This window comes from Spirillospora sp. CA-294931, assembly GCF_050946795.1.
Taxonomy (GTDB): domain Bacteria; phylum Actinomycetota; class Actinomycetes; order Streptosporangiales; family Streptosporangiaceae; genus Spirillospora.
The window spans coordinates 7,601,033-7,626,680 of record NZ_CP192006.1 but is presented as its reverse complement, the minus strand read 5'-3'; the positions used below and the strand labels follow the sequence as shown (position 1 = coordinate 7,626,680).

29 protein-coding genes and 2 tRNA genes are annotated in these 25,648 nt (G+C 67.9%); 24 read left to right on the top strand and 7 right to left on the bottom strand.

What is annotated here, in order from left to right:
• Positions 1-17: 17 nt before the first annotated feature.
• Positions 18-2,369: a protein kinase domain-containing protein gene (locus ACQPY4_RS34555; RefSeq protein ID WP_433328249.1), complete on the bottom strand. Its 2,352-nt coding sequence runs from the start codon at positions 2,367-2,369 to the stop codon at positions 18-20.
• A 254-nt stretch (positions 2,370-2,623) separates the two neighbouring features.
• On the opposite strand from ACQPY4_RS34555, the gene ACQPY4_RS34550 reads away from it, so the two are divergent.
• On the top strand, positions 2,624-3,952 hold the full coding sequence (locus ACQPY4_RS34550) for a hypothetical protein (protein WP_433328247.1): 1,329 nt from the start codon (positions 2,624-2,626) through the stop codon (positions 3,950-3,952).
• A gap of 121 nt (positions 3,953-4,073) precedes the next feature.
• On the opposite strand, the gene ACQPY4_RS34545 is transcribed toward ACQPY4_RS34550, so the two are convergent.
• Both ACQPY4_RS34545 and ACQPY4_RS34540 read right to left on the bottom strand, forming a co-directional pair.
• Entirely contained in the window at positions 4,074-4,391 is a 318-nt protein-coding gene (locus ACQPY4_RS34545; protein ID WP_433328245.1) for a hypothetical protein, read from the bottom strand.
• Between the two features lie 227 nt (positions 4,392-4,618).
• Positions 4,619-4,683: transfer RNA gene (locus ACQPY4_RS34540), tRNA-Arg, on the bottom strand.
• A gap of 509 nt (positions 4,684-5,192) precedes the next feature.
• On the opposite strand from ACQPY4_RS34540, the gene ACQPY4_RS34535 reads away from it, so the two are divergent.
• Positions 5,193-6,101 carry a DUF6414 family protein gene (locus tag ACQPY4_RS34535; RefSeq protein ID WP_433328243.1) on the top strand — a complete coding sequence of 303 codons (909 nt, stop codon included), beginning with the start codon at positions 5,193-5,195 and terminating at the stop codon, positions 6,099-6,101.
• 233 nt (positions 6,102-6,334) lie between these two features.
• On the opposite strand, the gene ACQPY4_RS34530 is transcribed toward ACQPY4_RS34535, so the two are convergent.
• The 3 genes from ACQPY4_RS34530 to ACQPY4_RS34520 form a co-directional block, all read right to left on the bottom strand.
• Positions 6,335-6,799, bottom strand: coding sequence for a deaminase (locus tag ACQPY4_RS34530; protein ID WP_433328241.1), 465 nt, complete (start codon positions 6,797-6,799; stop codon positions 6,335-6,337).
• A gap of 45 nt (positions 6,800-6,844) precedes the next feature.
• A complete protein-coding gene (locus tag ACQPY4_RS34525) occupies positions 6,845-8,350 on the bottom strand; it encodes a helix-turn-helix domain-containing protein (RefSeq protein WP_433328239.1) in 1,506 nt (501 codons plus the stop codon).
• A 145-nt stretch (positions 8,351-8,495) separates the two neighbouring features.
• Positions 8,496-8,843 carry a helix-turn-helix domain-containing protein gene (locus ACQPY4_RS34520; RefSeq protein ID WP_433328237.1) on the bottom strand — a complete coding sequence of 116 codons (348 nt, stop codon included), beginning with the start codon at positions 8,841-8,843 and terminating at the stop codon, positions 8,496-8,498.
• Positions 8,844-8,968: 125 nt separating this feature from the next.
• Here ACQPY4_RS34520 and ACQPY4_RS34515 point away from each other — a divergent pair, with 125 nt between their 5' ends.
• The 21 genes from ACQPY4_RS34515 to ACQPY4_RS34415 all read left to right on the top strand — a co-directional run bounded on the left by ACQPY4_RS34515 (position 8,969) and on the right by ACQPY4_RS34415 (position 24,944).
• Entirely contained in the window at positions 8,969-9,115 is a 147-nt protein-coding gene (locus tag ACQPY4_RS34515) for a hypothetical protein (RefSeq protein WP_433328235.1), read from the top strand.
• Between the two features lie 5 nt (positions 9,116-9,120).
• On the top strand, positions 9,121-9,492 hold the full coding sequence (locus ACQPY4_RS34510) for a WhiB family transcriptional regulator (RefSeq protein ID WP_433328233.1): 372 nt from the start codon (positions 9,121-9,123) through the stop codon (positions 9,490-9,492).
• On the top strand, positions 9,492-9,935 hold the full coding sequence (locus ACQPY4_RS34505; RefSeq protein WP_433328231.1) for a hypothetical protein: 444 nt from the start codon (positions 9,492-9,494) through the stop codon (positions 9,933-9,935). The genes ACQPY4_RS34510 and ACQPY4_RS34505 overlap by 1 nt, the downstream gene beginning before the upstream one ends.
• The gene (locus ACQPY4_RS34500; RefSeq protein ID WP_433328229.1) at positions 9,935-10,819 is read left to right on the top strand and encodes a DUF4097 family beta strand repeat-containing protein; all 885 of its coding nucleotides are present in this window, start codon (positions 9,935-9,937) and stop codon (positions 10,817-10,819) included. Before ACQPY4_RS34505 ends, ACQPY4_RS34500 begins: the two co-directional genes overlap by 1 nt.
• A 759-nt stretch (positions 10,820-11,578) precedes the next feature.
• Entirely contained in the window at positions 11,579-11,995 is a 417-nt protein-coding gene (locus ACQPY4_RS34495; protein WP_433328227.1) for a hypothetical protein, read from the top strand.
• Positions 11,992-12,123 carry a hypothetical protein gene (locus ACQPY4_RS34490; RefSeq protein ID WP_433328225.1) on the top strand — a complete coding sequence of 44 codons (132 nt, stop codon included), beginning with the start codon at positions 11,992-11,994 and terminating at the stop codon, positions 12,121-12,123. The genes ACQPY4_RS34495 and ACQPY4_RS34490 overlap by 4 nt, the downstream gene beginning before the upstream one ends.
• The gene (locus ACQPY4_RS34485) at positions 12,123-12,524 is read left to right on the top strand and encodes an RRQRL motif-containing zinc-binding protein (RefSeq protein WP_433328223.1); all 402 of its coding nucleotides are present in this window, start codon (positions 12,123-12,125) and stop codon (positions 12,522-12,524) included. Before ACQPY4_RS34490 ends, ACQPY4_RS34485 begins: the two co-directional genes overlap by 1 nt.
• On the top strand, positions 12,521-12,811 hold the full coding sequence (locus tag ACQPY4_RS34480) for a hypothetical protein (protein ID WP_433328221.1): 291 nt from the start codon (positions 12,521-12,523) through the stop codon (positions 12,809-12,811). Before ACQPY4_RS34485 ends, ACQPY4_RS34480 begins: the two co-directional genes overlap by 4 nt.
• Positions 12,808-13,164: a hypothetical protein gene (locus ACQPY4_RS34475; protein ID WP_433328219.1), complete on the top strand. Its 357-nt coding sequence runs from the start codon at positions 12,808-12,810 to the stop codon at positions 13,162-13,164. The genes ACQPY4_RS34480 and ACQPY4_RS34475 overlap by 4 nt, the downstream gene beginning before the upstream one ends.
• Entirely contained in the window at positions 13,161-14,690 is a 1,530-nt protein-coding gene (locus ACQPY4_RS34470) for a hypothetical protein (RefSeq protein WP_433328217.1), read from the top strand. The genes ACQPY4_RS34475 and ACQPY4_RS34470 overlap by 4 nt, the downstream gene beginning before the upstream one ends.
• A complete protein-coding gene (locus ACQPY4_RS34465; protein ID WP_433328215.1) occupies positions 14,687-16,921 on the top strand; it encodes a hypothetical protein in 2,235 nt (744 codons plus the stop codon). The genes ACQPY4_RS34470 and ACQPY4_RS34465 overlap by 4 nt, the downstream gene beginning before the upstream one ends.
• A 148-nt stretch (positions 16,922-17,069) precedes the next feature.
• A complete protein-coding gene (locus ACQPY4_RS34460) occupies positions 17,070-17,612 on the top strand; it encodes a hypothetical protein (protein ID WP_433328213.1) in 543 nt (180 codons plus the stop codon).
• 14 nt (positions 17,613-17,626) lie between these two features.
• Positions 17,627-17,932 (top strand): hypothetical protein, encoded by a 306-nt coding sequence (locus ACQPY4_RS34455; RefSeq protein ID WP_433328211.1) that lies wholly within the window; start codon positions 17,627-17,629, stop codon positions 17,930-17,932.
• Positions 17,929-18,141 carry a hypothetical protein gene (locus tag ACQPY4_RS34450; RefSeq protein WP_433328209.1) on the top strand — a complete coding sequence of 71 codons (213 nt, stop codon included), beginning with the start codon at positions 17,929-17,931 and terminating at the stop codon, positions 18,139-18,141. Before ACQPY4_RS34455 ends, ACQPY4_RS34450 begins: the two co-directional genes overlap by 4 nt.
• Positions 18,142-18,374: 233 nt before the next feature.
• Positions 18,375-18,638, top strand: a complete 264-nt coding sequence (locus tag ACQPY4_RS34445) for a hypothetical protein (protein ID WP_433328207.1) — start codon at positions 18,375-18,377, stop codon at positions 18,636-18,638.
• A gap of 1 nt (position 18,639) precedes the next feature.
• The gene (locus ACQPY4_RS34440; RefSeq protein WP_433328205.1) at positions 18,640-19,728 is read left to right on the top strand and encodes a hypothetical protein; all 1,089 of its coding nucleotides are present in this window, start codon (positions 18,640-18,642) and stop codon (positions 19,726-19,728) included.
• Positions 19,725-20,540, top strand: a complete 816-nt coding sequence (locus ACQPY4_RS34435; protein WP_433328203.1) for a DUF7221 family queuine tRNA-ribosyltransferase-like protein — start codon at positions 19,725-19,727, stop codon at positions 20,538-20,540. Before ACQPY4_RS34440 ends, ACQPY4_RS34435 begins: the two co-directional genes overlap by 4 nt.
• Positions 20,537-21,460 (top strand): bifunctional DNA primase/polymerase, encoded by a 924-nt coding sequence (locus ACQPY4_RS34430; RefSeq protein ID WP_433328201.1) that lies wholly within the window; start codon positions 20,537-20,539, stop codon positions 21,458-21,460. Before ACQPY4_RS34435 ends, ACQPY4_RS34430 begins: the two co-directional genes overlap by 4 nt.
• Positions 21,457-23,019, top strand: coding sequence for a hypothetical protein (locus ACQPY4_RS34425; protein WP_433328199.1), 1,563 nt, complete (start codon positions 21,457-21,459; stop codon positions 23,017-23,019). The genes ACQPY4_RS34430 and ACQPY4_RS34425 overlap by 4 nt, the downstream gene beginning before the upstream one ends.
• A gap of 366 nt (positions 23,020-23,385) precedes the next feature.
• A complete protein-coding gene (locus ACQPY4_RS34420; protein WP_433328197.1) occupies positions 23,386-23,583 on the top strand; it encodes a helix-turn-helix transcriptional regulator in 198 nt (65 codons plus the stop codon).
• Positions 23,584-23,609: 26 nt separating this feature from the next.
• Complete coding sequence (locus tag ACQPY4_RS34415) at positions 23,610-24,944, top strand: tyrosine-type recombinase/integrase (protein WP_433328195.1); 1,335 nt, start codon at positions 23,610-23,612, stop codon at positions 24,942-24,944.
• 132 nt (positions 24,945-25,076) lie between these two features.
• Here the strand turns inward: ACQPY4_RS34415 and ACQPY4_RS34410 are convergent.
• Positions 25,077-25,148 (bottom strand) — tRNA-Arg (locus tag ACQPY4_RS34410).
• 128 nt (positions 25,149-25,276) lie between these two features.
• Between ACQPY4_RS34410 and ACQPY4_RS34405 the strand changes: the two genes are divergently transcribed.
• Positions 25,277-25,639 carry a response regulator transcription factor gene (locus ACQPY4_RS34405; protein WP_433339136.1) on the top strand — a complete coding sequence of 121 codons (363 nt, stop codon included), beginning with the start codon at positions 25,277-25,279 and terminating at the stop codon, positions 25,637-25,639.
• Positions 25,640-25,648 lie beyond the last annotated feature (9 nt).

The following is a 25,648-nucleotide window of genomic DNA, read 5'->3' as shown; positions in this document are numbered from 1 at the left end:
GCGTTGTCGGCTCCGGGCTATCGCGGCGATCGGTCGTCCTTCATGAGGCTCACCGCGGGCGGCGAGCGCCTGAACTGGGACCAGATGAGAGCCGCCGTCAGGAGGGCCGTCGCCGTCCAGGTGATCCAGCCCGGGTGGGCTTCCCCCAGCCCCAGCACGGACAGGGCGGTGAAGATCCAGCCGCCGAGGGCGACGAAGACCAGCAGGTACGGGCCCGCGACGTTCGCCGTCCGGTATGCCGACAGCAGCGATCGGCGCACGTCCTGGTCGGCATTCAGGATCCAGGCCGCGCTCACCAGCGCGAACGCCGCCGCGGTCTGCAGGGCGAACCACCCCAGGTCGTCGGTGGCGCCCTCGCGCAGGTAGGCGAGGACGTGCTCAGAGAGCGGGATCGCGAGGAGCGCGGCCCCCAGGAGGGCGACGACCGGCAGGACGATGGCGCCGAAGTTCAGCGCGCTCACGTAGAGGCCGTACCCGAGGATCTTGGCGGCCGACTCGGCGAAGCACACGGCGACGGCGACGATCGCGCGCAGCACGAAGACGACGATCCGGACGGCCAGGTTGATCGTCTCGACCACCAGCAGGACCAGCAGCCTGGCGAACTCCATGACGGCGTTGACCGCCACCCGAGCACCGGTGACCAGGACGATCCGCGAAAGATCGACGATGCGGACCACGGTGATCCTGGTCAGCTCGCCGAGCCGGTCGACCGCGGTGAGGGTCCGGCGGCGCTCCACGTCGCTGAACGTGGCGTACCAGGCCACGTGACGCGGGTGGCTCGGAGCCGGAATTCGCGGCGAACCCCCCGCGGCACGCCGCAGGCCGACGGTCAACCCGGCCACGCCGGAGACGCCGAGGGCCCCGCAGAACGCGAGGAGGCCCACGAACCGGAAGAGGCCGCGACCATCGGCGGTGTTGGGCGCATCGAGGAACAGCGGTGTCACGAGCCAGCCCAGACCGGCGGTCGCGGCCAAGGCCGTGGGGATCGCGCCCAGCGCCACGACGTCGTTGCGCGGGCCGCCGCTGTAGATCTCCTTCTCGTCGTCCACGGCGCCGAGGATGATCAGGCCGATGTGCACGCCCAGGAAGACCATGGGCAGCACGAACAGCATCGCGGCGAGGTTCTGGCGCGTGTCGCCGTCGGCCGCACCGGTCACGGACGTGGCGCCGAAGACGAACACGTAGGCGGTCGCGGCCAGCGCGACCGTCCTGCTGTGCGTCCGCAACGGGAGCAGGTAGCCCAGCATGCCGACGGCCGCGACGGCGACGAACACGGGCACCGCCGACTCCACTGCGGCGGCCAGCCAGAAGAGTGCATAGACGCAGACGGCTCCCGCCAGGACGACGCCGACCCGTCCGGCGCCCGTGCGGTTGACGAGAGGCAGGAAGCGGTCGTGCCGCCGGCAGAACACGTCGGTCGGCAGGACTCCCTCGGAACCGCAGTCCGGGCACCGCTCCGGGGGACCGACGTCATCGGCGAGGCCGAACCCGCTGAGGAGCCGCCCGTCGGCGGCCGGTTCGGCGACGGGCGCCCTGTCGGCCAGCCGCGACGGAGCGAACGGCCAACTCGGCGCAGGCTCCGGCGTGGTCTCGCGGTGGCGGTCGAGGCGCCGCAGTACGTCGTCCAGGCTGGGACGCCGCCCGGGTTGCTTGGCCAGGCAGTCGCTCACCAGCGAGCGCAACTCTCGGGGCAGGCCGTCCAGGTCGGGGCGGTTGTGGATGATCCGGTACATGATCGCGTGTGCCGGGCCGGTGCCGAACGGGCCGCACCCGGTCGCCGCGAACGCCAGCACGGCCCCGAGGGAGAACACGTCGCTGGCCGGGCCGACCGGGTCACCGCGAGCTTGCTCGGGGGACATGAACGACGGCGTGCCGACCACGGCCCTGGACACGGTGTGGGAGGTGGCGTCGAGCGCACGCGCTATGCCGAAGTCAATGACCCTGGGCCCGTCGGAGGCGATGATCACGTTGGCCGGCTTGAGGTCGCGATGCACCAGGTCGCAGGCGTGAATCGCGGCGAGCCCCTCGGCCAGCCCCGCCCCCAGCCCGGCGATCTCCTCAAGCGACCGCAACGGCCCGTGCCGCGCCACGGTCTCGTGCAGGGACGGACCGGCGATGTAGGCGGTGGCCAGCCACGGCGGCCCGTGGGCGGGGTCGGGATCGGCGTCCACCACCTGGGCGGTGTAGAACCCGCCGACCCGCCGGGCGGCCTCCAGCTCGACGGCGAACCGCCGCCGGAACTCCGCGTCAGCAGCCAGCCCGGCACGCACCACCTTGACCGCGACCGGACGTCCGCCACGCGAACGCCCCAGGTAGACCTGCCCCATCCCACCGCCGCCCAGCCGAGCGGTCAGCCGATAAGGCCCCACCCGACGAGGATCGTCCCTCTCCAGCGGCTCCATGACCCCACGCAACCCACCTTCCGAGAAGTTGGGACTCGTATGCTAAACGGCGCCACCGACAAACCAATCCCTCCATTCGTACCTCGATCCCTGTTCGCGAGTGGACGTCCTCCAGAACCCATTCCTGGGCATTGCGAAAACATCCTCGCCCACGCCCTGATCACCGATGAATCGACACGAGACGCGAGGCCGGACCGGCGGATCCCATACGCTGGCCCACCATGGCGATCTTCCTTCTCGATGACTCCACACCCCCGCCCAAGGGATGGATCGAGGGGCTCTCCCGTAATCCTGCCGCCCCCGATGACGTCGTCCTGCGGCTGTTGTCCGTCAACGCCATCGACTTCTCCACCAGGAAGGCATGGAGCGACGAAGTCGCCGAGGTGGCGTTGAATCACGCCGACCCGAAGGTACGGCGGCACTTCGCGATTTTCGGCGGAGACCAGCGGTTCCGCCTGGCCGGGGACCCGGATGTGGAAGTCCGCCGGGCCCTCGCGGCCTGCTTCGAGCTCGGGAAACAACTCCCGGAGGAGGTTCTGGAAGTCCTGGCGGACGACCCGGACGATTACGTCCGATGGGATGTCGCGTGCCATCCAAATCTGCCACGGCAGAGCCAGGTCAAGCTCCTTTCAGACCCCGTGGACGGCGTCCGGGCTGCGGCCCATCAGCGCTTCGAAGAAGCGGACAGACCGCCCGGCGGCTGGACACCGATCACCAGTGAGGAAGCCGACCTGCTGGTCAGGTCCGAGAACGCCGAGGTGCGGGAACGAGCGGCCTTCAATCCACTGCTTCCCATCGAGGCCGTGCGGGGGCTGGCGCGCGACCCGGAGTTCCGGGTGCGGTTGGCGGCATCGACGCATCCGGCGCTCGCTGAGGAAGAGCGCGCAGCGATCGATGTCGAGATCGACCCGGGGATCAGATACCACCTGCCCGAGTGGACGCTGTTGCTCCGGCTCGACACCGTTGAACTGCGCCGCCTCGCGACGTCCGCGCACGTGTTGATCCGTCGCGGGCTGGCCAGACGCAAGGACCTGCCGCAGGACGTCAAGGAGCGGTTCGCCGCCGACGAGGACTTCGCGGTGCGTTTGCTCCTCGCTGAGAACCACGACGACGTGCCCGTTGAACTCCTCTTGGAGATCTGGCGCGACTGGGAGGGCCTGTCGCAGCGGCGGATCAGGGAACGCATCCCTCGCCAAGGGCTGCGCCGGTACGCCGACGATCCACACCCCCGAATGCGAGCGCTGGCCCTGGACGACCCGCACACACCGCCGGAACTCGTCGACAGGCTGAGCCGCGACGAAGAGCCGTGGGTACGGTGGTGCGCCCTGCGTGATCCCCGGCTCCCGGCCCGACGGGTCGTCGAGCTGCTGAACGACGCCAATCCAAACCTGCACCGAGATGCGGCCGCCGACCCGAGACTGCCCCCGTCATGTCTTCTGGAGGCACTGGAGCAGCCACGACTGGCAGCCGCAGCCGCCCGCAATCCGACGCTCCCCACACACGTCATGCATAACCTCCTGGACCGGGCAGGTGTAGGCCGGCGCCGGTGAGGCCGCCCTCCCACCCGGGCAAGACCAAGGCGCCCTGAATCATCAACGTGTTGATCACCCCGGCCATCGGAGGCACGTTCGCCGCGCTTGCTGAAAGGGGCCCGAGAGGGTGCAGTAATAGTCACCAGTCGCCGAAGCGCTCTTCGTCCTCACTGGTCCACCCTGCCGCCCCAACGCCACCAAGCCAGTCATCAAATCGGGCAGCCGCCTTGCCCTCGGCGGCGCGATCTTCGGCAGTTGGCTGATACCACTGAAGACTAGTACGCATGGTGAGCAAGTCGACGATGTAGGGGCTGATGTCGACGCGGTCGCGTTCAACGCGGCCGCTGCCATCGGGCGCAGAGATGAGCTTTCTTTCGGCGACGTTCGTCACCAGTTTGGCTACGTTCTTGCCGCCGACACCGGCCCTGCCCACCAGCGAGACCTTGAGTCCGAACACGTACGCGACCTGCGCATACCATCGTTCGTGTTCACCCTCAGTGAGCTACAGCGGCTGGCGGTGGGCCGCGCCAACGGTGCGGGCGCCGCCGCATTTATGGGGACGTTGGGGAGTGGTTCAAAACGGATTGGCGCGGCGGCTTCCGGTGGCGCGCGGCTGTGTATACGACAAACCCCGGTGTCTGCCGTTGTGGCAGGATTACCGGGGTTTTTGCTGGTCGTTTGGGGTGCCCCCTGCAGGATTCGAACCTGCGCACACGGCTCCGGAGGCCGTCGTGCAACATCGCTCTGGCCTGCCCGAACACTGACGAGTGGGCGCGCTCTGACCGTCTATGGCACGGAGGGCGGTTTTGAGCCTCATCGTCACGCGGACGCGCGAGCCTCAATCAGCGACACCGGTGCCTGCGTCTCCTCCAGAGCCATGCGCGCCTCCTGAGTAGGGGGCTCTGCCCGCCATCGTGAGGCGCGATGGCGTTCCCGCTTGTGCTGGCCATCGCCCGCTCCCAGGGCAACGCTTTGCAGGCGCATGTCAGAGCACAGCCCATGCACGGCGGGGGACCACCTGACGGTCTCCCGGATGGGAGAGAGTTTTCCTAGTCAAGCACCGTGGTGAGGTGGCTTCTCCGGTGCTCGTCCAGGGCCGCCGCGTGAAGCACTTGCCCACCGCTGTGGCGAGATCGAGACGGGCAGCGCCTCCGACCAGAATTATCGAACCAGTCCTCCGGGCTTGATGACTGCCATGTGGGTGAGTTGTGTTAGTTATGATGTTCACACGCTGTAATGACGAAGCGAGGAGACGATCTTGAGAAACCTGCCAGACAGTGGGGTGCCGGATATTCGCGAGTACCTCTACGTGGATACTCCCCGTGTGCGGACTTTGCTCGCTCAGTTCACCGCCGGTCTACCGGAAGAGGAAAGTTCCACGTCTGGTCATATAAGGAAATGGCAAGGAAGCTTCAATAGAATCGTCGGGTTCTCGCGCGAGAGGTCCGAGAGCGATCAGGAAAGTCGCTCGTTGGCGGACCTGCACGTGGCGATGCTTGAAGAGGCGGCAGAGGCAAGAGGCGTGTTGGGGGACATATCTGCCGCTGCCGCCATCGCCAAGAACTGGAATCAAGAGCGTCTGCATAAGGCTCTGAAAGTCGGAGCGCTCATTCGGATTAGTTCGCCAACGTTGCTGCTTGATCCCGCAGCATTCGCTAAGAAGGCAAAAAAGTTCGATGAGGTGAGCGGCGACACGGAGTTCTCGGCAGTGGTCACTCAGGTAGTCGAATCATTGTATGGAGATAGCCTTGCTGTTCGAATATTGCCATGTGGCCCCGAGAGGCCAAAACTTCGCTTCACGGGGATGATCGCTGATCCTGGTGACTATCTGGGGAAGGATCGGCCCACTCTGTTCTCTCGTCTCGGGGCCGACGCGCAGGAGTGGACGACCGTTGCGTCAATCAGTCGGATTCCTCGGCGGGGGCAGAGCAACTATTCTGCACAACTCGCTCGGATAGCTGGCGAGGTCAATCAAGTCATGCGCCAAAATACCGACCGAATTGAGCGTGCAGCTCTGGAAGTCCTAATCCAGGAAACCGGCCGGGCGATGGAAGAGGCGGGCCTCAGTGAGGCGCCTAGTTGGCCAGCTATATCCATAGTGCCACTAGCGCTTTATCGTCAGGTTCCAGCGTTCTCTATTGAGCCTGACATGGAAGTGGAAGGCTAGGCCTATCCAGTTCTCATTCTAGAGGACGGGCCGAGTCGGACTCCCAGCCCGGCGGAGGGTGGCCTAAGGGTTGCAGCAGTTTGAAGCTGAGAGCGTCGAGGAGTGAGCTTTCCCACCAACCGGCCGATGGCCTGTTGCGGGTGGTGTGATGCGGCACTTGACTAGTGGGTCACGAGATTGAAGGACAAAGCCCGCTCCTTTGAGACAGAGGAGCGGGCTTTTAGTGGCCGTGGTTAAGACTCGACGTTGAGGTGAGCGTTGACCGCCCGGGCCTCCTCGGCAAGCTCGGGGAGTTCGACGACCTCAACGCCCGCCTGCTCCAGGAGTTCAACGCCTTGGCAGTCGGCAACGAAGAGGCTTGGTTCTCGCCACGCGATGACGACGCGAGGGATCCCGGCTTTGAGGATGAGTTGGGAGCAACCAAGCGGCCGAGACGCGCGCTCGGAGCACGGCTCCAAGGTGCTGTAGATCGTGGCGCCCGTCAGTCGCTCGTCTCCTTCGGAGAGTTTGCCGAGGGCGGACTCTTCTGCGTGCACTTTGGGATCTTCCTCGCGGGAATACCCCGTGGCTATCGCCTGCCCGTCCTTACCGACGATAACCGCGCCCACCGAGTAGGCCCCTTCGCTAGGCGGGCACTTGTGCGAAAGCTCGATTGCCCTCCTCATCCAGGTGATGTCATCGGCAGATGGCGTGGACATATGGATTCTCCTGATGGTCTTGGGTTTTGGTGCGCTGTTTGCCAGTCAGGTTCGCTGCTGGTTCCTCATGGCGTTGCGGAACTCGGTTGCGGCGGGAACGTCGCTCCATTTCTGGAGTGAGGCGCTCAGCCCGTCTAGTTCGGTGAGGATGCGACTTGAACCCGTCTCTGCGCCGATAGAGAGAGCTTTGAGCCCGACCTCGGCCGCGCGATCAATCTCTTCAGCACATGCGTGTGCGATTGCCTCGCGAGCCAGGTAGACGCCCTTGTCGCGATGGAACCCTTCCGGAAGAGACACGATGGCCTCTTGGAACCTCTGCGCGGCTGCGCCGTGCTCGCCGAGGGTGGCGAGGCTGCGGGCGCGTTGGACTTCTATGTACGGAGCGTCAAGGAAGAAGCCGTATTGGAGTCCGGTGTCCGAGACGCTGCCGAGTAGTTCCCGGGCTTTGTCGTACGCGCGTTGGCTGGCTGCTTTGTCACCTGAGAGTGCGTGACCGTGCCCCGCATAGGTCATCGCGATGGCCTTGGCTCGACTGTTCGGCTTGGCCATGGCAATCGCTGCGTGCGCGACGCCGATGCTGGTAGCGGCGTCCCCTGCGTCGCCAGCCAGCTGGCTCTTACGCGCCAGGATGAATGCCGCTGCTTCAGTGTCGCAGGAGGTGTGCGCCCACTCTAGGGCGCGGTCAAGCCAGAATTGAGCCTCACGGAAGTGGCCTGAGTCCTGGTGGAGCCACCCGCAAAGATCGGCGAACTGTGTCTGGATGCTGACAAGTTCGTTGTGGTGGTCGGTAGACCCTCGCCCGTTCTGGCGGAGGTATTGCATCTGCCTGAGTTGTTGTTCGAGCGTCGTGATTACGCGCCGGGGGCCGAAGAGGTTGTCACTGTCCATGAGGACCCTGCGCATGTGCTTGAAATGCGCGACTTGACTTCCGTCGACGACGGGGGCGGACCGAGGGGATGCGGCAGCGCCTGATTCGCTTGCGCCGACCATCGCGGCGCCAGCGACCCCCATACCTCCTATGAGGAACGCTCTGCGCGGGACAGACATCCAGGTGATCCCTCCGTCAGGGGTCCGACATGGAACCATGACCAACTCCTCGCCAGTCGGGGCCAGGTCGAGCCCGTTCAACACAGTCGGCAAGGCCCCGCCGTCCGTGCTCAGGCCGGTCGGTGCCGACAGGTCGGCGTACATGGCCATCATGTCCTCAGCAGGAACGAGATGGACCCCGGGACGTATGCCCGGAATACCGACAGTGGAGTTGTCGGTATCGCCGGTGTGTCTGTCGGTGTGTCGGCTCTCACGGTCGACGTCGTCCAGTAGCCGTAGCAGGCAGCCACCAGCGTCCAAGGCCACGTCTAGCCGCTTCACAAGGTCACGTGCCGGGCGCCGTTGGGCGGTCTCACTCTTCTGAATCGTGTCGTCGCTGACGTGCACCATCTTGGCCAAGCGCGCCTGAGAGAGCTTCCGTGCTTTGCGTAGCTCCCGAAGCTCGTAGCCGAGCCGATCAAGGGCTGACTTGTCAGGGGTCAGGCGGCGCTCAGGACGGGCCACGTTGTCTCCCCAATCCGCGTTTACCGACTGTCATGGTGTCGGTACGGAACCTCTTCAGTTCGGGGCTTGAGTGCCTGATCGTTGGATGCATGGCACTCGCAAGCATCGATCGTACGCTCCGCCGTATCAAGAGGCCCGTGGATTCTCACTCGACCGCCTTTTCCTTCGGAAGGTTTGCTTCGAGTGCCTCGACGCGCTTTCTCAGATCGGAGATCTCTTCCTTGATGTGGCTGAGGGGCGGGTCAGCGTCATCGCCGCTCGCATTGGTCAAGTCAACGCGCACTGAGATATCCCGCAGCCTGTCGTCGGGGAAACCGAGCGCTCGGGAGATCGCTGCGAGGGTTGATCGCGACCGCTGGCGGGGCTCCCCCTTCTGGATCTGGCGAAGGGTCGCCGGAGAGACGCCCGACTTCTCCGCCAGCTCCCGCTGGGTGATCCCTCGGTCCTTCATCCGAGTGTTGATCACATCTGCAACAGCTTCCCAGTTGCCCACAGAGCCCTCCTGACCAGGGGGGTCACACCCCAATCCGCACGGACAGCGTACCCAGAAGACCAGCGCTGTTGACAGCGCCAAAATTAGCGCTAATACTGGCGCTAGTAACACATGGAGGTTCAGCCGTGTTCCCGCAGAAGTCCAGCAACATCCCGCAGTGGATCGCCGGTGTGGCGCTCGCCATCTTCGCGATCAACAACCCGGAGCGGGCCGCCGGCCTGGTCAACAAGGTCATCTTCGCGATCACGACGTTCTCCGGCTCGCTGGGCTGAACGACATGACCCGCCACCTGCCTGCGGTCGTCGGCGCTCAAGCCACCACCAAGCACGCCGCCGAGACCGCGTCCCGACCGATCACGGACCCCCCCAACGAGGTGCCCATGTCCCCCGTCCTGGATCTGCGTGGTGAGCCCGTCACCGGCGCGCAGTGCCGCTTCGACCCTGATTTGCACATTGGCCCGGACGTCGAGTCGCCCGAGGAGCAAGCGGCCCGTGAACTGGTCGCCGCCGAGGTGTGCGAAACCTGCCCGCTGCACGCCGAGTGTTTCGAGCTGGCGATGCGGGTCCGCCCCGAGTTCGGGGTGTGGGCCGGTTACACCGCTGCCGAACTCGCTGCGCTGGCTGACGACGACCTGGCGGAGGTGGCGTGATGGCGATGACTCCGAGCCAGATCAGAGCTGAGTTGGAGCAGATCACCGACCGGATTCAGGCGGCTTGGGTCGAGACCGTCAACAGGCAGGCGACCTTGGAAGAGGTCGAGGCGCGGCTGCTGGCACTGATCAGTCACCTCGACGACGTCGAGTCGCCCACCGAGTTGGAGCCGATCGGAGTCTTCACCAGCCGGACGGCCGCCACGCACGCATACCGCGCCCTGGCCAGCAAGGCCGGTCCCGGCGCCAGCGTGCGGCACCGCTGGCACCCGGAATGGGTCGGCACGGTCGCCACCGACCGGGGCCGCTCGTTCCGGATCGACGGTGCGGCGCGGTCCCGCCGGTACGTGCTGTGGGTCTTCGTGGCCTGGGAGCACACGAGCCCGACGTGGACGCGTGCGGAGGAACTGACGATCACCCACAACCAAGGAGTAGACGAGTGATGACCTCTCGTACCTTGACCGCGCAGCGCCCCGGACCAATACACCTCAACGTTGACCTGCCGGTGGGCAAGGTCACCATCGTCGCTGATCGCGCCACCGAGTACGCCGAGGTGACGATCACCACGACCGGCGACGCCGCTCACCTGGCCGACGCTGTTGAGGCGGCGGTGGTGCTGTGGGATACCCCGTCCGACACCCTGTCGGTGACGGTGCCCGCGGTCGCCTCCACGGGGCGCACGGTGATCGGCGATGTTGGGACCACGATCCCGGCCGGCGCTTCGGTGACCGGCCTCACGATCACCAACTCCGGTGTGCTTGCAGTGAGCGGTGACCTGGTCATCGACGGAGTTGCCGTGTCCGGTTCGGGGACGGTGCTCGGCGCCGGTTCGGGGACGATCGAGGTCATCGCGCGGGTCCCGGAGGACTGCCAGGTCGCGGTGCGGACGGAGTCGGCGGACGTGCGCGCGGTCGGCGAGTACTGCGACGTCGACACCGTCACCGTCTCTGGTGACGTCGCGGTGGACTCGACCTTGCACCTGGACGCTAAGTCGACCTCGGGGGATGTGTTCGCCGAGGTGACCGCCGTTGCGGTGGTGCACACCGTGTCGGGGAGCGTCCAGCTAAACCGCAGTGAGGAAGCGCGGATCACCAGCATGAACGGGTCGGTGAGGCTGCCCAACTGCTGGGGCAGCGTGAACCTGCATTCCAAGTCCGGTGACATCGGGGTCCACGTCACCGACATCGCGGAGATCCGCGCCCGGTCGATGTCCGGTGACATCACCATCACCGCCGACGCCGCGATGCTGCGCTGGAACGCGGTCAGTGTCGACGCCGAGTCCAAGTCAGGCCGCGTCACCACCCCGCGCACCTCCGGGGGTGCCTGAACCATGGCCTGTTCCCGCTGCAAGCTGAGCAACTGCCCCGGCCCCAAGAACTGCCTGGTGGGCTGCATCGAGTGCGACGACACCAAGCGTGTCTGTTGTCCCAGTCGCTGTGACCAGGGCTACTTCGCCGACAACAACGACGAGTTCACGATCAAGTGCCGTGGCTGCGGCGGCAAGGGCGAAGTCCGCTGCCCGAACTGCTGAACACGCGCACGGTGCTTTGGCGCTGCATCTCGTGCCCGCCGCTGTGGGCGGGCGCGGGGTGGAACGGCAGAAGCCCCCGTTCCCGCCACCTGAATGGAAGGAAGCCCCTGATGGCTGCCAAGCCCACGGATGCCGCTAAGGGCAAGTCGTCCAGCTGGCCCGACGGTGAGCCCAAGAAGATCCGGGACGCCGCCGACGGCAAATCCGGCACGAAGTAGCTGCGCCCCGGGTAGCGGGCCCATTCCGCCAAAGAACACTCCCGCCACCCGGGCGCCCCGACCCCGACCAAGCCAGCAAGACCAGTCAGAACGGAGCACCTACATGCTTTCCCAGCTCTCCCGGTCCCGCAAGCGCACCCTCGGCCGTCTCTCGACGGCTCTGCTGCCGACCTGTTCGGTTTGCGGCGCCACCTACAGCGGCGGTCACTGCCCCAACTGCGGATGGTTCACCCGGCCCGAGTGCTGACGCTGCGTCCGGGCGGCCCGGCCCACCGACTTCAGGTCGGGCCGCCCCACGGAACGCCAGACCACCCAACCCGCCCGCCTGGAGGACTCGATGACCAGCCACAACGACAAGACCCAGCCCGCCACCGACCTCGCCGATTCGCCGAACAAGCGGCATGCCGCCGCGCTGCTGACCGCCGCCGCCTTGGCCGCTGTCGATGGCATGCCCGCCGTCTTCACCTGGAGCACGGAAGACGGTCGCGTGGAAGCGCACCTGGACTACGTCGGTGCCGATGCCACCACCTTGGCCCACCTGCATCAGTGGGCGACGTTCTTCAGCGGGTCCGGCGAGCCGATCGCGATCCACTCCGAGCCTTTCGGCACCCACTCCACCTCTAGGAGCACCCGGGTGTGGGTGGAAACCACCCGGGACGGCGTGCACGTGGAGATCTGGTCCACGATCTTCACGCCCGGCCCGGCCGACGCCAGCGTTCGCGGGGCGGATGTGGTGGCGGGGGTGTCGGCGTGAACACCCAGCTTCGGACCGCGCTGGCCGCGATCGTGGGCGAGGCGCTGATCCGGACCGTGATCGCGGTCGTGGCGCTCGCTCTGGGCGTGGCCAGCGTCGCCCTGGCTAGTGCGCTGGGGGTGGGGTGATGTCGCGCCGCCGTTCGTCTGCGATGTTCTTCGACCCGGCCGGTGCCCGGTACAGGCTCCCCACGTGGCCGTGGCGGATGGCGCCGCCGCACCTGCTCACCCTCCGCCAGCTGGCCGCGCGTGGTCTACGCCCCGGCGGTCAGCCCGTCGCCGGTCAGGTGCTGTGGCGCTCCAACCGCTACCGCTCCCGAACTGGTGGGATCCGCGCCGCCTACCTGTACGACGTCCGCCTCGCCCTGCCCAAGCGCGTCCCGACCGCCGGGCAGCGCGCCGCGCTGGACAAGGCGATGGCCGCGCGGCGCACGTGCCCCGACTGCGGTCGCGATGCCGGTTACGTCCTGTCCCGCCGTCTGGGTGTCTGCCTGGACTGCGCACCTGAGATGGAGGTCTCAGCAGCATGAACGCTCCGAACAAGATCCGTGTCGTGCTCGCCGTGCTGTTCCTGGCGGTGGCCGTGGTCGCGCTGTGCGGCTGTGAGGCCAAGGGGTTCGCTCCCGAGGATCCGGGTGGGCCGTCCGGGACGGTGGTCGACCGCGACAAGCACCACAACAAGGTCACCCGGTACCGGCTGCCTGTGCGGCCCGACGCTGGTGGCTCGCCGGTCAAGATCCGCGCCAAGAAGGCTCAGCGGACGCGGTGCCCGGTCGGCGCGGCCTACCCCCGATGCGCCAAGGGGCGAGCCCGGTGAACACCCACCAGACGGCTCCCCGTCCGCCGGAGGGGATCGGCGCCCAAGCCACCAGCTATCACGCCGCCGATCCTGCCGCGTCCCGACCGATCACGAACCCCAACGACACCCCGACCCGCTACCCCGCGCCTCGTCCGTTGCTGCGGACTGGCCCGGTCAAGCGGTGCCCGACCTGCCGCACTCCGCTGGACGGCGGCCCGGTGCACTTCCGGTGTGAGCCGTGTGGCCGGGCCGTGATGGCGGCCGCGCTGGACACCGACTACCAGCCCGCGCCGAACGCGGTCCGCACCGGCCACGACACCGCTTATGACCCCGAGCACGGCATTGACCAGGACAGGAGGACCGTCCGATGAAGGGATTCAACCGCAAGGAGACCCGCGAGGCCGGTACCGGCGCGGCGGTGACCGATCCGGTCGAGTTGGCCCGCGAGTTGGCGCGCGAGCGCGCGTTGGACGACGCGCGCCGCGCGGATGAGTTGGCGCGTGTGCGGGCGGAGGCCGGTCACGGCCGTGCCCGCGCGGACGTCGTCGCCGACCAGAGGATGAGTGACCTGGATCGGGCGGAGCAGGAGGCCGACGCCGCCGCGACCGCCGATTTGTCGCGGCTGTATCGCGAGTACCGCGCGGCCGGTGAGCGCACCCGCCTGAGCAGTCTGATGGCGCGCTCGGGCGAGGCCCGCGCGCTGCGGTTGGAGCGGCTGCGCGGAGTGAACCTGAAGGTGCTGGTCCCGCTGTTGCTGGGGTTTGGGCTGTGGAGCACCACCGGTGTGCAGCAGGGCGCCGCGCGGCTGATGAACGTCAGCTCTGGGAGCCCGGTGTGGTGGGTGCTGTGGGGCCTTGAGGCGCTGTTGATCGGCGTTGTGTGCTGGATCATCTACGTCCGCGCCCGTCTGGCCGCGTCCGGTGGGAAGCTCGCCGCGACGGCTGAGAGGATCGGCGCTGGGTGCCTGACCGTCTCGGTCTTCCTGAATCTGATCGCTGCGCTGCCCGGCGAGCACGCGCCGGTGTCGGGGTGGGCGATCCCTGGCGCGATGTTCGCTCATGCCATCGGCCCTGTGGGTGCGGCGTTGGTGGCGCACCTGATCGGCCTGGTGGACGGCTCGATCTCTGAGGCCGACCCCTGGCACGAAGGCCAGGGCGACGACCGGCGGCCGGTGCCGCGACTGGCCGACATGGACCTTCAGGCCCCGGCCAGGGCTACCCGCCCGACCACCGAGCCCAACGAGTCTGGCCAGGACGACACCGAGACGGTGCCGGACGCGGCGCTAGAGGAATTCGACGTCGACCAGGGATGGGCCGACCTCATGCGCAGGCCCGGGGTGCGTCGCGCCGTCGAGCGCGTCCGAGGTGAAAGCGCGCCGGGCAACGCGGCCGACCCTGCTGAGGAGTGGGTGGCGCGCACTGGCCGGGTGACGGTGGAGAAGATCGCGGCGTTCCTGGCCGACCAGCCCCCGCCGGAGGAAGGGGCGGTTTCGTCGACCCCTGCCCCGGCCGGGGACGCTCCGCAGGGCGCGGCCCTCACTCCGCCGACCGACGAACCCCCGCTCTCACAGGGGTCGAAGCCGCCGGGCCAGATCGACCGCGACCAGGACCAGCCCGACACCGCGCGGCCGCCGCGACGCCAGGGCGCCCCTGAGGGGCCGGATCGGGTCGTGCCTGCTGTGCAGGCTCGCCGCGCGGTCGGTGCGAGCACCCGCCACAGGATCGCCGAATACATGGACGCCCACCCCGGCGCCACCGTCAAGCAGATCGCGGCCGCCTTGGGGCTGGGGGAGACCACGGTCAAGTCCCACCGCCGCGCCCTGCGCAACGCCAACCCCGCTCCGGACGCCGTCGGCGACTCCACTTCGGACCCTGCCGAGGGAGATGACCTGCGATGAACACGCCCTTCGCCAAGCCCATGGGGGAAGTCGTCCCCCTGCCCCTCCCGGGCAACCAACCCGACACCCCCGACCCAAGTCAGGACGACCCAGGGCCCGAACTGGACACCCCGGCCGCCGCCATCGTGCCGGACCAGACCAGCCCGGACGCCGTCGACGCCGACGTCGACACCTCCTTTGAGGTGCAGCTTGACCCCGACCCCGGTACCGACCCCGAGCCGGTGGACGATGGGTTGGGGTACCTGCTGCCCGACCCCGACGGTGATGCCTACCCGGTCATCCCGGAGAACCTGCGCAGCGTCGGCGGAGTCGGTGAGGCCATCGGCCGGCACTTTCGGCGGCTGGCACACCGCGCCGCGTTCCACGGTGTCCGCGCACCCCGCTACCTGCTGCTGTCGGTGCTGTGGGGGGTCGTGGGGCTGTGGCGCCTGATCGACCGGCAATTGTCGTGGTGGTGGGTGTCGGAACAGGACTACCTGCGCTCGCTGGCCGTGGCGCAGGGCGATTCCCGCGAGTGGTACAAGCTGCACCGCGAGGTCAAAGAGACCCGCCGGGTGCGCGGCTGGATCCTGGCCGGGCAGCTGTTTGGGGTGCTGGCCGGTGTGTTGCTGCTGGTCAAGGCTGCGCCGTGGTGGGGGTGGGCTGCGGCCGCCGCTGTGGTGGTGCCGTGGCTGGCGCACCTGGGCCGCCCCGCCGATCACCCGATCATCGTCCCGGCGATGACCGTGCCACGGTTCCGGGTGCTCAACCACGATGTGGTGCTACGCGCCTACTACGCCGCTGGTCTGGGCCACCCCGACAAGCCCGGCCAGCAGGTCACCTTCGAGACCACCATGTCCCGCACCAAGGAAGGGGAGGGCTCGCAGGTCAAGGTCGTGCTCCCACACGGGACCGGGTTCGATGCCGTGGTCAAGGCCAAGGACGACCTTGCCTCCGGCCTGGACGTGGCGCCCTCACAGGTCTACCTGAGCCACGACCAGACCAGCCACCGGCGGCACACCCTGACGGTGACCGACCGCGACCCGCTCGCCGTCCCGGCCGGGAAGACGCCGCTGCTGGACTGCAAGCCCCGCAACATCTGGCAGCCCGCGCCGTTCGGGCTGGACGAACACGGCCGCAAGGTCACCCTGCTGCTGCTGTGGACCTCGATCCTGGTCGGGGCGCAGCCACGCAAGGGCAAGACCTTCGCCGCGCGGCTGCTGGCTCTGTTCGCAGCCCTGGACCCCTCGGTGCGGATCAGCGTGGTGGACGGCAAGAAGTCCTCGGACTGGTTGAAGTTCCGCCTGATCGCCCACCACTTCATCTGGGGCGACGTGCCCGACCCGCGCGAGGGTGACCCGATCCCGCAACTGATCGCCGCCCTGGCCGAGATCCGCAAGCACATCAACGACGTGAACACCTTCCTGGGCACCCTGTCCACCGATGAATGCCCCGAGGGCAAGCTGACTGAGGAGCTATGCCGCAAGTACCCCAAGAAGCTGTTTGTGTGGCTGCTGGTGATGGAGGAGTTCCAGCGCTACTTCGAACTGCCCGACCAGGACACCAACAAAGAGATCGCCGCGCTGCTGTCCGACATTAAGGCCGCCGGGCCGTCCTCGGGCGTGATCGTGCTGTCCAGCTCACAAAAGCCGTCCGGGGTCGGCGCCGGTGACGTCGGGCGGCTGTTCAACCGCTACCGCGACAACCACGACGTGCGGTTCGCGCTCAAGTGCGGCAACCGCAACGTCTCCGACGCCGTCTTGGGCGGAGACGCCTACTCCGAAGGGTTCGACGCCTCCGCGCTGCCGGTCGGCAAGCCCTACCTGGGAGTGGGGTACCTGTACGGCGCCGCCGACTACACCCCCACCGTCCGCACCCACCTGGCCGACCACGGAGACGCCGAAAAGATCCTCACCGCCGCACGCAACCTGCGCACCCGCGCCGGAACCCTGACCGGGCAGGCCGCCGGTAAGGACACCGGCATCCCCGAACAAGACGTGCTCGCCGACGTCCTGACGGTGTTCGGCGCCGACCCCGGCCTGCACTGGACCGATCTGGCCGACCGGCTCGCCGACCAGTTCCCCGACCGGTGGGCCGACACCACCGCCGACGCGGTCTCCGCGCAGTGCCGCGCACTGGGTGTCCCCAGCGTGGACGTCAAGCGCAACGGCGCCAAAACGCCACGCAAGGGATGCCGCAAGACCGCCGTCCAGCACGCCGCCCACACCACTGGCGCCACTGCGAATCGCTGATCGGGCCGCGACCCGGTCGCGGTGACGCGACCCGCCGCGACCTGCGCAAACACCGATGCCCGCGACCAGCCGCGACCTGCCGATCCGTTCTGACCTGCACGGTCGCGGGTCGCGGCCCCCGCCCCGCAACCACGACGTGAGGACTCCCATGGCCCTGAACATCCAGGTACTCAAGTGCGGCCGGTGCGGCAAGCCCCGCGGCCTCACCCACTCCTGCCGCGTCCGCATGGACCGCCGTACCAAGCCCGCCAAGACCCGGCTCAAGGCGCGCGTGACCGCGACCTGCCGCACCTGCGGTAAGGCTCGCGGCCTCAACCACACCTGCCGCATCTCGACCGACCTCAAAAAGCGCAAGGCGGCGGCCGCCCGCCGCCAAGACGCCGAACGCAAACGCCAGCAAAAGGCGCGCCGCCAAGCCGCCACCAGCCAGCGACCCAAGGCCACCACCCGCCCAGCGAGCAAGTCCGCCTCGCCCAAGTCCGCGCCGTCCAAGCCCGCCCACGACTACCGCACCTGCCACGACAACGACTGCCGCCGCTACGCCTGCATCGCGTGGAAAGACGCCCACGCCGAAGGCCGCGCCATCGGCACCGAAGAGGGCTACCGGCAGGGCTTCGAACAAGGCCACACCCACGGCTACGCGGAGGGGTTCCCCGCCGGACAAGCCGCCTGCCCCCTCCCACACCAGTAAGGACACCCCAACTCGTGATCACCGTGACCCTGCTGGCCATGGCCGCGCTCACCGTGTGGGCGTGCAGCGTCTACACCTACCCCTTCCGGCCCTGCCGCCGCTGCTCAGGCACCGGCCGCAAAACCGGCAGCAACCGCCGCCGCTTCGGCCCCTGCACCCGCTGCTCAGGCACCGGCCGCACCCAACGTCTCGGCTCCCGCACCGCACACCGCACCGTGCTGTCGGTCCGCGCCGAACGCGCCAAAGAACGCCGCCGCAAACGCGACCGAAAGGCCACCGACCGATCCACCCACCCCCGACGCACGGAAGACCACCCATGACCACCACCGCGACCACCACGACACCGCCCACCGCTACGGGCGGCAGCGCCTCCGGCGGCTATGACCTAGCCGCAGTCCTGTTCGCGATCATCGCCACCATCGCGCTGATCCGGTGGGCGCTTCGCCCCCGCACCTGCCGCCGCTGCCGTGGGGCTGGAACCGTCCCCGGTCTACTCACCCGGCGGCCCTGCCCGCACTGCACCCGCTAACCCCGCCACGAACGAGAGCGGGCGGTCCGGCGCCAAGCCACCAAGCACGCCGCCGGACCGCCCCTGCCCCAACCGATCACGGACCACAACGCGACCCGAAGACCGCGCCGAGAGCCCTGGAAAGAGGCACACCCATCATGACGCACCAAGCGCCGATCTTCCCGCCCGTTCAGCAATGGCCCACCCTGGCCCCGCCCATCTGCCCCTCCTGCGATAGCGAGTCGGTAGGCGAGGTGACTTGGTCGGGTCCTGCCGTCAGCCTGGACACCAGCCAGCCGGTGAACCTGTGGGAGTGCGGAGCCTGCTGCACCGAGTGGGCCATCCCCGTCACGCACTGGCCGGTGCTGCACGGCCCCGACTGCCCGTTCTGCGGCAGCCAGATCACAACCTGGGCCGCGCTCGCCCCCGAGCACAACGGCGACCTGTGGCTGTGCGAGTGGGGCCACGAATACCTCCACACTCCCGACGGCCTGATCGTCGTGCCTGGGGAGGCCTGAGATGGGTCGCCGGATCATCGAAGCCACGATGCTGCCCGGAATGCCCGACACCATCGGAGGACTCCCGGACAAGGCCGACACGACTCCGCCCGCGCGGACGCTGGATGAGGCGATCACCCGGGCACACGACATCATCGCCGAAGCGCTGGACCGGTACCCGATCGTGGCCCGGCAGGTGCTGGTGTCGGGCGGCAACGACTCCACCGTCCTGGCCCACCTGGTCCACGACTATCTGGACTCCTCACCGCACGATGCGATGGTCCACGTCAACACCGGGATCGGGATCGACGACACCCGCCAGCATGTCCGCGACCTCGCGGCCGGATGGGGGCTGCCGTTGCGCGAACTGCACCCCCGCGACTCCTACGAAGACCTGGTCCTGGGCCGGGTGATCGCCCGCACCGGGCCCAACGCGGGCAAGCGAGCGGTGTGGGTGGGGTTCCCCGGCCCGGCCGGGCACCAGGTGATGTACCGGCGGCTCAAGGACGAGCCGTTGCAGCGCAACCGCGCGGCGGTGATCGGCACCTCGGGCCGGACCCGCAAGGTGCTCTACCTGGCCGGGATGCGATGGGACGAGTCCGACCGCCGGTTCCGCAACGCCGCCGAGATCGACCCGCAAGGCGGCATCGTGTGGTGCTCACCGATCGTGCACTTCACCAACACCCAGATGAACGAGTACCGCCGCCGGTACCTGCTACCCCGCAACGAAGTCGCCGACCACCTGCACATGTCCGGCGAATGCCTGTGCGGCGCCTACGCCAAACCCCGCGAACTGGACGAGATCGAAACCTGGTACCCCCGCACCGCCTACCGCATCCGCTCGCTGGAGAAGCAGGCCGTCGACCTGGGGATCGCCAACTGCAAGTGGGGCCGCAAACCCGGCACCGGCCAGCCCGTCACACCCGGCGCTGTCGCGGGGCGGCTGTGCTCCTCCTGCCCCGCACCCAGCACCGGCGCCCCTGACCTGATCGACACCTGGGCTCAGCAAGGGCTGATCAGCGCCGAGGCCGCACGGAACCTGACCGGCCAGACCTGCCCACCCACCCCAACGCCCCAGCCACTGACGCCCGCCAGGGGGCAAGCCGCATGAGCCACCCGCTGTTCTACCTGGGAGCCCACCAGCCGCACTGGCTGTGGACCGTTGAGTTCCCGCTGTTCGTCTCGCATCGCCAGCTGGCGCGCAAGGCGCGGCTGCGTCTGGCGACGTGCCGCAAAGCGTTGGACTCGGGTGGCTTCACCGAGATCTCGCTGAACGGCCGGTGGGTCACCACGCCGGAGCAGTACGCCGACGCCGTCGCCCGCTACACCGACCAGGCGGGCGCGTTCGACTTCATCGCGGCTCAGGACTGGATGTGTGAGCCGTTCATGGTCGAGCGCACCGGGCTGAGTGTGCGTGAGCACCAGTACCGCACCGTGGCCAACTATCTGGAGTTGCGGGAGCTGTTGCCGCGCTATGGCGTACCGGCTCGCACGCTCATGCCGACGGTGCAGGGCTGGGCGCTGCCGGAGTACCTGTATTGCGCCGAGTTGTACCGGTCGTCGGGGGTTGACCTGGCTGCCCTGCCCCGGGTGGGGTTGGGGTCGGTGTGCCGTCGCCAGTCCACTGCCGAGATCGGTCACATCGTCGCCGCGCTGGCCGACCGTGGGCTACGGCTGCACGGGTTCGGTGTCAAGACCGGCGGGTTGCACCGCTACGGCCACCAGCTGGCATCCGCCGACTCCATGGCATGGTCCTACACCGCGCGGCGCCTGCCGCCCCTGCCCGGCTGCACCACTCACCGTAACTGCGCCAACTGTCTGATCTTCGCCACCAGGTGGCGCAACCGGCTCCTGGCCAGCTTGACCGCGCGAGGCCAGCAAACCGAACTGTTCGCCAGCACCCACACCGGGAGGGCAGCATGACCACTCCCGCCCTCCCGCGACCCGACGCCAGTGCGCTGTCCCGCTATGCGCTGGCCGCTGCCGCGCGCGGCTGGCACGTGTTCCCCGTGGCCATCGGCGACAAGGAGCCGGTCAAGGGTGTGCGTTGGTCGCGGGTGGCGACCACCGACCCCGAGGTGATCCGGCGGATGTGGGCGCGGCGCCCCTACAACGTCGGGATCGCGTGCGGCCCGTCGCGCCTGGTGGTGGTCGACCTGGACGTGCCCAAGCCCGGCGAGCGGCCGCCGGTGCGGTGGGCGCTGCCGGGCGTCAACGACGGCGCCGACGTGTTCGCCGAGGTGTGCGCGGAGGCGGGGGAGCCGGTGCCGCTGGAGACCTTCCAGGTCCGCACCCGGCGCGGCGGGTTCCACCTGTACTTCACCGCTCCCGACGGCGTCCGGCTCACCAACACCTCCGACGATCGCGGTAACGGGCTGGGCTGGAAGGTCGACACCCGCGCCGACGGCGGATACGTCGTCGGCCCCGGCAGCTTCGTTGACCTGCCGGACGGCACCGGCTCCTACACCCCGATCCACACCCCCGCCCCGGCGCCGCTGCCCAGCTGGCTGGCCGAACGGCTCCGCCCGGCTCCGCTGCCGCCGCAACGGCCCGTGGTGGTGAGCCTGAACACCGGACGGCGCGGCGCGTACCTGGACGCCGCGATCAAAGCCAGCCTGGACGCGGTCGCCGCCGCGCCGCAGGGCCGCCGCAACGCCACCCTGTACGGCGCGGCCGTCGCCCTGGGCCAACTGGTCGCCGGTGGCGCGCTGGACGCCGAGGACACCGAACGGCTGCTGCTGGACGCCGCTTGCGGCACCGGCCAGGGCGAAGTGGCCGCGCTGCGGACCATCCGGTCCGGGTTCCGCGCTGGTGCGCAACGACCACGGAAGGTTCCCGCATGAGCGCGCCACGCCTGCAAGCCGGGTCCGGCCCCGAGACCATCCGCGTCCTCAAGGCCGCTCTGGCCAACAACGAACTGCCCGACACCTACGTGTCAGGCGGGTCCCTGGTCCACATGGAAACCGTCTCGGGAGGGCAGACGTCCCCGGCCGCCGACGAAGACTCACCGTTGCCGGTCACCGCCAGCCCGATCACACCCGCCAACCTGGCTGGGCTGCTGGCCGAACACGCCTACGTCTACCGAGTCCGCACCCGCAAGAACGGCAACGGCGACCCCGAGATGTACGAGGAAGAGATCACCCCGCCCCGCGACATCCTGTCCTCGGTGCTGGCGGGCAAGACCTGGCCGGGCCTGCTGCCGCTACGTGGCGTCATCGGCGCGCCGGTGCTCCGCCGTGACGGCACCCTGCTCCAACGCCCCGGCTACGACCCCGGCACCGGCCTGTACCTGGCCTCAAAGGTCGACCTGCCACCCGTCCCGGACCACCCCAGCCCAGAGCAAGTCGCCACCGCCAGAGACTTCCTGATCTTCCGGTTCCTGCGCGACTTCCCCTGGGCCAGTCCCGCCGACCGCGCGAACTACATCGCGCTGCTGGTCACGCCAATCTTGCGGCACTTCACCCGCTCCCTGACACCGTTCGCGTTGATCGACGCGACCATGCCCGCCTCCGGCAAGTCCATCCTGACCGGCGGCCCCGGCATGCTCTACGGACAGCGCGTCATCCCCTGGGCCTACACCGAAGAAGAACTGCGTAAGAGCATCACCGCGGTGCTGGCCGAACAGGTCGGGGTGGTGGTGTGGGACAACCTTGCCGAAGGCACCGTCATCGACTCGGCCACCCTCGCCCTGCTGGTCACCGCCGGGGTGTGGTCGGACCGGCAGTTGGGCGCGTCCCGCAACATCGCCACCGTCAACGACCGGCTATGGATGGCCACCGGCAACAACCTCCAAGTCGGCGGAGACATGGCCTCCCGCACCGTCCGCGTCCACCTGGACCCCAACATGCCCCGCCCCGAACAACGCGACCAATCCCGCTTCGGCATCCCGCACCTGGACCAGTGGATCACCGCACCGTCCAACCAGCTCACCGTGCTGTGGCACCTGCTGGTCCTGGTCCTGGACTGGACCCGGCAAGGCGCGCCACGCGCCGACACTCTCTCGATGCGGCAGTTCACCCCGTGGGCCCAAGCTCTGGGCGGGTTCCTGGCCCACCACGGCATCGAAGGGTTCCTGGCCAACGCCGCCGACGTCCGCGACATCGACGAAGACGAAACCCGCTGGCGCGCGTTCATGTCCTGCTGGCACCACCTGCACGGCACCGAACCAATGACCGCCGCCGAACTACGCCGCTCCGCCGAACCCGACCGCATCGGCTTTGAAGACCACGACCGGTGGGAAGGCCAGTTCATCACCACCCCCACCGGCCGCCTACCCAATCCGGTCTCCCTCGGCCGGCTCCTCACCGGCCAAGCCGGACGCTGGCGCGGCGACTACGTCATCCGCTCCGCCAAACACGACAGGGGCAACCGAAACGTGTTCTGGGTCGAACACCATGCCTGACCTGACACGCACGACGACCCGAAAAGCGCTGAAACATCCCGGCAACCCGGCAACCCGGCAAACCCGCCGCTCACCAGCACAAACACATGCCGAGATATCACCGACCAGCCATCGTCCATCTCGGCAACCCGGCAACCAGTGCCGAGATAGCCCCCCAACTGCCGAGATAGCCCAAGCCCGATCACCACCATCTCGGCGCACATCACCGCAGCTCACGGCCAGAGTTGCCGGGTTGCCGGGTTGCCGGGATGTTTCAGCCCCCTCCCACCCAGCAGCACACCGCCCGGGCGACCAAGCCACCAAGCACGCCGCCGGGCCACTCCACCCAACCGATCATGCTCAACATGCGGAAGGACGCCCCAGGCCATGAGGAAGGCCAAGAAGTCCACCACCTGGATCACGGTGAACGAAATCCTGGACGATCTCGGCATCACACGCCGAACGTGGCAGCGCTGGCGTGCGCGAGGGACGACGCCGCCGTGCACCAAACTCCCGGGTAGGGAACTGCGCATTCGCCGGTCCGACTACAACGCGTGGCTTTCGGAGATGGAGGAGGTCGCGTGAGAAGCTACCAAGTTCGAATCTGGAGAATGACAGTCCGTAAAGGGCGACGGCGCCCGTACGTGGTGCGCTGGGTCGTTGAGAAAGAAGTCTTCAACGAATCGTTCGCCGGAAGTGATCTCGCTGACGGTTTCCGTTCGGATCTCGTCTCGGCCGCGCGCCGTGGAGAGTGGTTCGACACCGAAATCGGACTACCTGAATCCATGATGCGCGCCGCTACGAACGTGCCCTGGTATCGGTTCGCCTGTGACTACGTGGACGACCGTTGGAACAAAGTATCGGCAAAACAACGCGTCTCCATCGCCGAAACGCTGACGGCGGTCACCGTCGCATTGACCGCCTCACACCCGGGAGCGCCTGCCAGAGACATCCTGTGGGAAGCGTTGCGGCGCTGGGCATTCAACACGGGCCGCCGGGAAATGGAACAGCCGAGCCAGATTACCGCTGCGCTCACCTGGGCGAAGAAGGTGAAGGTCTCTGTCGGTGACCTTGCCGAGTTCAAGAGCATCACGACTGCGCTGACAGCCTGTGCGCAGAAACTCGACGGGAAACCCGCGTCGTCCAGCTACTACACGCGGCGCAGACGTGTCCTCTATAACGTCCTCAAGTACGCCGTTCAGTGCGGCTACCTGCAAGACCACCCTCTCGACAGGTTGGACTGGAAGCCCATCGAAGACGACGACGAATGGGAAGAAATCGACCCCGCCGTCGTACCTTCGCCAAGCCAAGTACGGGAACTGCTGACTGCTGTCAGCTACGCCGGTCCACGTCGAGGACCTCGACTAGTGGCGTTCTTCGCCACCATGTACCACGGAATGCTTCGGCCCGGCGAAGCGACGTGGCTTCGCAAGGATGACTGCGATTTGCCCGAGGAAGGTTGGGGAAGTCTACTGCTGGGCGGAAACCGGCCCGTCGCTGGCAGAGAGTGGACCGACTCGGGGGAATACCACGACGAACGCGGACTCAAAGCGCGACACCGCAAAGCCAAGCGGCCCGTGCCCATTCCGCCCGATCTGGTGAGACTCCTTCGAGGGCACATCGACACCTTCGGCGTCGCCCCGGACGGCCGACTCTTCCGGACGGAGAGCGGCGGACTGCTGCTTCCGTCTGGGTACGGCCGCACCTGGCACCGAGCGCGCGAGCTGGCGCTGCCGCCCGAGGGGGCTGCGTCCGTGCTGGCGCAACGCCCGTACGACCTGCGTCACGCTGGGATCACCTTCCGTCTAAACGCTCGCGTCCCGGCCCGTCAGGTGGCCGATTGGGCGGGCAACAGCGTCGAGGTGATCAACAAGGTCTACAACAAGTGCGTCGCCGACCACGATCGTGTTTGGGAAGGGCTCATGAACGACGCACTGGGCGCCTGACGTGCTGCACGTGTATGGCACGCGCACCGCGACATGCGGCGTCCCTCGCGGGCACTTGGTGTCACATGTTCTAGGGACGACTTCAGCCGGTTTCCGCAGGTCAGGCGCGGGAACTGGCTGTTCGTTGTGGGGTGCCCCCTGCAGGATTCGAACCTGCGCACACGGCTCCGGAGGCCGTTGCTCTATCCCCTGAGCTAAGGGGGCGTGCGCTGGTGATCGGCGCGAGAAGAAGGCTACCAGGGTTGGGGGTGTGACGCGCACCTGGACGGTTCACCGTGCGTGGCCGGGTGTTGTCGACTAACTTCGTGGCCGTGAGCGAGCCACTGGGACGGGTGCTGGTCGTCGATGACGATGAGGTGATCAGGCAGCTCATTGCCGTGAACCTGCAGTTGGAGGGGTTCGAGGTGGAGACCGCCGTGGACGGGCAGGACTGTCTGGACAAGGTGGCCGAGGTGCGGCCCGATGTGATCACGCTGGACGTGATGATGCCGCGGCTGGACGGGTGGGTGACGGCGGTGCGGTTGCGGGAGGACCCCGGGACGCGGCATATCCGGGTCGTCATGATCACGGCTCGGGCGCAGGAGCATGATCTGCGTCGGGGGGACGAGATCGGCGTGGACGCGTATGTCACCAAGCCGTTCGATCCCGCGCAGCTGATCCAGACCGTGCGGACGCTGGCGACGGTGTCCGGATAGTGGTCGGAT